At 49.4% G+C, this 7,095-nt stretch carries 2 protein-coding genes; both read left to right on the top strand.

Translation table 11 applies throughout. From position 1 onward, the window contains the following. Nucleotides 1–1,007: autotransporter outer membrane beta-barrel domain-containing protein (locus tag MXE41_RS12695; RefSeq protein ID WP_247100818.1), on the top strand; the 1,007-nt coding region annotated here is incomplete at its 5' end. A gap of 2,316 nt (nucleotides 1,008–3,323) precedes the next feature. After that, a partial coding sequence (locus tag MXE41_RS12690; protein WP_247100817.1) for a hypothetical protein occupies nucleotides 3,324–7,095 on the top strand: 3,772 nt, incomplete at its 3' end.

Genomic DNA, 7,095 nt, shown 5'->3' with positions numbered 1-7,095 from the left:
ACCGCATCATGGATGGCACTACCGCTGGTGTTGACGCTGAAACCGCTGCCCGTCTGGCTGACTTCGGTGGCGTAGCTCAGGCTGCTCTGCGTGCCGGTAACACCACCTCTGACGCCATTGCTGCCCGCATGGGTGTAGGCGTTAACGGTACTGTTACCTTCGCCGCTAACGGTCAGGGTTCAGGCATGTGGGTAACCCCTGTCTACAAGACCGCTGATTCCGACAGCTTCGGTGCTGACAGCGTTGACTACGGTACTGACATGAACCTCTACGGCGTAGCCGTTGGTGCTGATGTCTCTGTAATGGAGAATGTAAGTGCCGGTGTCATGTTCAACGTAGGTTCCGGTGATGCCGACGGTCAGGGCCTTGGCTCCAACGTCAAGAACGACTTCGACTACTACGGCTTTGGTGCTTACATGGGTTACACCATGGGTGCTGCCTCCGTTGTAGCTGATGTTTCCTGGACCACCGTTGACAACTCTGTTGAGGGTCAGACCGGTCTTGGCACTCTGGCTGCCTCCATTGACAGCTCAGCTCTGTCTCTGGGTGTAACCGGCAAGTACGCCATGGACTTCGGCGGTGTTAACGTAACTCCACACGCTGGTTTACGCTTCACCCGCATCGACCAGGACGACTACACTGTTGGTAACGGCACTGACGTATTCGCTCAGTACAGCTCCAACTCCATGAACGTATTCTCCGTACCAGTCGGTGTAACCGTTGAGAAGGAGTACACCTTCGATGCCTGGAGCGTCAAGCCAGCCTTTGACCTGACCTTAACCGGCAACTTCGGTGATGACGAGACCTCCGGTACCGTTGACTGGGAAGGCATCTCCAACCTGAGCACTGACATCAAGTCAGAGTTCGTTGACACCTTCACCTACAGCACCGCCATCGGCGTTGCTGCTCAGACCGGCAACTTCGGTATGGGTCTGGGTGTTAACTACACCGGTGCCTCCAACGTCAAGGAGTTCGGTGTTAACGCTAACGTACGTTACGTATTCTAATAACAGTTTGTGATATTCATTGTCACCGTAGCCGGGGCAGCGCCCCCGGCGTCTGGTGGTGATGTAACATCACGATTTCCAGGCAACCTTTACTCAGGAAGACTGTTATCAGAGCGTTGCATACGTTTGCACACTCGAAAGTTTTACAAAGCATTTAAACCAAAACCATGCTCATGCCATGACAAACTCCCTGCACATGATAGGCAAGCTCATATGTAAGGAATGAGTCTGAAGCATGAACACAGTACATATTTAATGCTTTACAAAATATTAAAGGCGACTTCTGGAACAATCCGGAAGTCGCCTTTTTCGTTTTGAGGCAGGCGCCACTGCAACTACAAGTCGATAATCTGGCGTGATTGAGTTTGAAATTTGGACGTTTCAAAACTCAATACTTGCTAAACACATTATACATAATCGCTTTACATAATGGTTTGTAGACTGTTTAGTAATGGACTTACAGTATGACGATTAAGAAAATGTCCTGTCAGATAAAGTGAGTCCGCCAAAGCAGTCGTAGGCGAATAAAGCATTATGATACTTTACAAATCAGAATGTAGATTGTTATATGTTATGGAGCACTGGATGATTGTACTGTGCAGTCCGGTACCAGGAAAGCTTAGAAGGTCGATGCTTTCATGATTATGCGGTTTGACTGCAGCCGCATATAGCCCCCATTCACCTGAGCGGGATACATCCTGATTGTTACGTTGCATTGCCCCGCCAATGACGTACTACCATGCAGTCTGATTGTAGATGTTAGATGTGTAACGCACGCAATAGTGGGACTGGTTAAGAGTACTGAGGTTATGACAGCCAATACACGGCAAGCAAAGGCAAAGCACATGAAGAACACGGCAGAATCAGGGACGGGTAGTCATCATATTGCACCAGCTTAAGCTCAGCTTAGGAGCACCGTGAGAACGCCGTATTAGCCTTGGTGCGGGATGGTAAAGCCATCACAGCACACCAGACAAGCTGGAGAACAAATGATACTGTTCGCCGCTGCTACCGTATATGACGAGCCTGTTCCCAAGCGATATATGAACTAATGCAGGTAGAACAGGACTTCAATAAGGTGAGATTATCAGGGAAAGACTGAGATGAAAGACGGAGGGAGGGAAGGGCTTTTGGGTATGAGACGGGCAGATAGATTTGCATCATGTGTCATATGCAGGCAGCACAAAAAGTGACCATTAAGGCTCAAATAGCATTCTGAAATATACTTTTGCCAATGCGCCATTTAAGGGCAATCGTCGCGCCGCAAAACAGTTGACATGGCTCAATTCGCGGAGCGAATTTTTATATGAACTTTAAGTTGGCACTAAGTATGCTTTTTTTTTTTTTTTTTTTTTTCGCACCTCTGGCGATGGGCCCGTCTTTAAATTTCACAGCTCGTGGACCTGATATTTAAGCCATTCCTGGCGAAAATACTTGTCTACTAGTCTACCAGTTCTGTCCTGACCCTCCGCTCTGGACAGGAGCCCATTTTGGCACTCATGCGTAATTTATCTTTTTATACCTACGCACTAAATGAGAGCAGACGGGTTCTATTATTGTAGTTGAAACCTCGCCATCTGTCGCGCCTTTGTATGTTCTGACCTGCAAAATTCTCAGGTCCATCCTTTATGGCACCTCAGAACAGCTTTTGCACAAATGACGCTTACACGTCAGCAGAAGCAGGTACAGCATTAAGCAGCCACCATTCATATGAGATGGCAACGACACTGTCTGCCGGTGCTGAAAAAGCATCAAGGCACCCCACTCAGGCTTAGTACCCCTGAGCATGGGAAGACAGCGACGGCTTAATACTGACCTTTAAGCCATGCACATTGCTCAACCAGCCGCAATGCTGAACTGGCCATGCCAGGGACTTACAGTCGGCACGCAGACTGAGCATGAAGCCGGGCATCCCCTCTCAACTGCTTCAGCAGACAAGGCTACAGCCCTGTACTGCCCACGTCCAGCACCAGATATGGTGTCCCTCTGACATACGTCAACCTCTGCCTGACGCTTCCTGTCCCGACACATTGAACAAAAAGCTGCCCAGGCCCACGGCATGGGTATCGATGTGCCTGCACCATTCTGTCTCCTCTTCACTGCTACCACGGCAATGGAACTATCCACTGCCTGCAGTGTCCCGCATCAGACCACCACCGAAGTGAGGTGGTCTACAGGTTCCTGTGATTCCCTCTGAACTCTGACCGGCCAGCTCTGCCAGCCGGCATTTAAAAAAGCATTTCCAGTACGAGTCAGAGGCACAGCAACACGCTTCAGGCCAGAACGCCCACTTCATCAAACTTTTCAACAAACTAGATGAAACTTTCAAACAACGCCATCAAGTTCCTGATGGCTCAATATCGTGCAATCTACAAGAACGCCTACTTCAAGGGTATCGCCTCTGCAGTCGTTCTGACATCAGTTATGGCTGCTGGCCAGGCTCAGGCAGCCGACTTCTCTGGCAGTACCGTTCTTACCGGCAATAAGGTAGTCATCTCATCTACTGATGTAGAAGGCTATACAAAATTTGAAAAAATTACTGTAACCACAGCTCCAGATAAGGATTTTTCTAAAGTAGACTTCCTTGTACAGAGCGGCGATGCAACCTCAAACAAATTTGATCCTGCCGCACAAGGTGGCCTTACATTCACCGGTAAGTCTTTAACTGTTTCCGCCAAAGGAGCTGGCGTATCTATCGCAGCCAGCGGCGCTGATGCAACCAAGGTAACATTCACAGACCTTGTGAATGTTTCTGAGGGCACAATCAAAATTAATGCCTCCGGCAGCACTGGTGCAGGTTCCCTTGAATCCAAGGTTATTACCATTGGCTCCACAGCTGCATCCGGCTCAACTGCACCGGAGGCTTCTGTAATAGTAAGCAAATCAGGCTCTGTAGGTACTACTGTGGCTACTGCTGATATCTGCAATCTGAGCCAGATTAAGCTGTTATCCGGCGGTACCTTAGCTACCCAAAGTGGAGCTGGTGGCGCAATTTCTGATGTAACCATCAATGCTGGTCGTCTGGTTATCGATGGCGGTAAGCTGCAGGTATTTAACAAGACTGACAGCGGTGCATCTGCAACATTAAACCTCGTTAGTGGCCAAATGAAGTCAGGCGAGATTAACGTAGGCACCAGCGGCGATCTTACCATCAAGTTTGATCATGCCGCTAATGTAACTGATGCAACCATTGAGGGCACTGACAAGAAAGTAGAGAAGACCTTCGACATTCAGGGCGGCAAGCTTGCCTTAACTGGCTCTACAACTGTCAGCGGTGTAGGTACCATCAAGATTGCCGATGCTGTTGAAATTGCAGCTGACGCAGCTACATTAAAGCTATCAGGCAGTGGAGCTGCTACTGGCCAAACTGCAAACCTTAAGGGCACTTCTGCCAAGATCTCTGAACTGCTTGGTGCTACCAAGACCACTACCAAATTTGCTGTTCTTGAGATCACTGATGCTGCCACCAATGCATTCGATGTTAAGGCTCTGCAGTTCTCTGGAGATGCCTCTACCAAGGGCAAGATCCATGCCTCTGGCACTACAATTATTCTGGCTGATAACCTGGCAGTGACTGAGTCTGGTGCAAATACTACTAACGTCAATCTCGAGGCTCGTAACAACCTGACTCTTGGTGCCGCAGGTACCGACCTGACCAGTGGAATTGGCTATGGTTCCTTGAAGGCTAAGAACGTTAGCTTTGTAGGCCAGAACGATGCAACTGCTTTTAAGCTTGCAAATGCCCTTACCCTCAGCAGTACTGCCGTGAATAATGGCCAGACTGTTGCCGACAGTGGCACCATAAGCGGTGACGTTGAGTTAACCAAGGCCCTTACTGTTGACGGTGGTATCTACACCAATTCCGGCAAGATTAAGGTAAACGCCGGAAGCATCGTTGCAAACGGCGCCTCAGTTGACTCCAAGTTTACTGCCGCAAGGGACACTACCATTGAAATCACCAACGGCTCCGGCTCCGCAATTACTGCATCTGGTTCCAAGGCTGTTGTCGACCTGTCTAATGCCAATGTTACTGTAACTGCACTGAGCTCTGGTACTTCCGGTGATGTTGCTGTAACAGCCAATGATGGTAAGGTTATAGTAACTGGTGAGCAGTTTAAGACTGTTTCTGCAACTATTGGCGGTAAGTCCGGTTCCTTTGTCATTAAGGGCAAGGGCACCTTAAACGTAACTACTGACTTAGAGCTTGCTCAGGGCGATTTAAAGCCTTCAGGCACCAAAATTAGCAATGTTCCTAACTCCTCCGGCATTCACTTTGACAGTGGCTCAACTGGCACCCTCAAGGTAGACGGAGTTCTTACTATCACTGGCGCTCAGACAGCTGTTGCTGTTGGAGCCAAGGACAGTGTAATTGCTGGCACCCTTGCTCTTCAGGGCACTGGTACTGAGAATAAGCTGGGAGCCGGTAACTTTACTGTTCTGGATGGTATTACCTCAGTTGGCGGCACCACTGCTGCTCCTGTAACTGTTTCAGGCTCTGTACTGACTCTTGGTTCAGCTGCTGATGATGGCGGTGAGCTTGGCGCAAGCATCACTATAGGTGATAGCTCATCTTCAGGCGCCATGAGCGTTGCCGGTGGTACATGGACCGGTTCTGACAGCGATATTACTGTAACCTCAGGCAGCTTAACAGTTGGCGGTCAGGTCGTTGATCCAGCTGCTGCCGTTCCAGTCAACGCCGCAGCCTCCTTAAGCGCAAATAAGCTTACCGGTACTTCTGGTGATGTAGCTGTTAAGAAGAATGCCTCTTTAACCCTTAAAGAGCTGAACAATGCAGCCTCAACCATCACGATTGATGAGGGTGCTGCCGCTACAACCAACAAGTTAACCATTACTGGCGGCAAGATCAACATCAGCGGCACTATGACCGTAAAAGGCGATGCAGCTGATACCACCAATAAGGGTGTAAGCCTGGCTGGTTCCAAGACTGTCGCTGTTACCGATAAGGGCTTCCTCGAATTTGGAACCACTGCAGTTGGCTCCATGCTCAATGCCGATGGCACTGACCTGGGAACAAGTCTTAATGGCTTTGCTGCAGGATCAATCGATCTCCAGACTGGCGGTACCGTAAAGTTTGGCTTTGATTCAGGTGTAACTCTTGATTCAACCGATCTGAAGAAACTGCGTGGCGTATTTGGTGTAGCTTCAGGCTCTTTAACTGCTGGTGTTCTGGATCTTGGCAATGCCACCATTACCGGTGTTACTGGCGAGGGCGGTGTTGTCTCAGAAGACGGTACAGTCAAGTGGACAGACATCAAGGGCTTTGCTGACGTCAACTCAGACGTTGTTAACAAGGACCTGGCTGATGTTATCGTAACCAACATCTCTGAAGATGTACGTGGTAACTTCGGCTCTCTGCAGCAGGCCGCCGGCTCAACAGGCGAGCAGATTGGTATTTCCACCTCTTCCAGCTTAAGTGGTGCTGACAAGAACAATGGCCTGTTTGCTTCAGACTCTACTGGTAAGAATGTTGTTGGTCTGAACGTCAAGAACGGCACCTTAACTCTGAACAACTCCGGCAAGGTCGGTAAGGTTACCCTTGCTACTGGTTCAGTACTCAAGCTCAACGCCGGTCAGGGCGGTTCTATTACCGTACAGGGCGATGTTGCTGGCGCCAAGGCAGAACTTCTGGTAAATACTGGTACTGCTAATGTAACTGGTGCAGCAAATGTAGGCTTCATTGATTCAGCCAATGGTTCCACATTAAATGCTGCCTCATTAAAGGCCAACAGCACCACTGATGCTAATATCATCAATGGCGCATTAAATGTTACAGAAACTGCAGAGTTCGCTGGAGCTGTTCAGCTTAATGGCAGTGCCTCTGTAGGCACCTTCACCGCTAAGAGCACTCTTGATACCTCAAAGGGCAGCTCTCTGAAGGTAACAACTGGTGCCTTTACTGCAGACAAGACTGTAGATGCTCAGGGCACCATTGAGGTAACCGGCTCCGGCTCAGTTGCCACTTTCAAGGCAGAAGCTGAGTTAGCAGCTGACGGTAACAAGTTTGTTGACGTCAACTTTGATATGGATGCCGCCATTCTGGGTAACACCGAGGCTGCCGGAAAGGTCA

The organism is Anaerobiospirillum sp. NML120449 (assembly GCF_023051105.1).
Lineage (GTDB): Bacteria > Pseudomonadota > Gammaproteobacteria > Enterobacterales > Succinivibrionaceae > Anaerobiospirillum.
The sequence above is the reverse complement of the archived record's forward strand: the minus strand, read 5'-3'. Positions and strand labels throughout refer to the sequence as shown.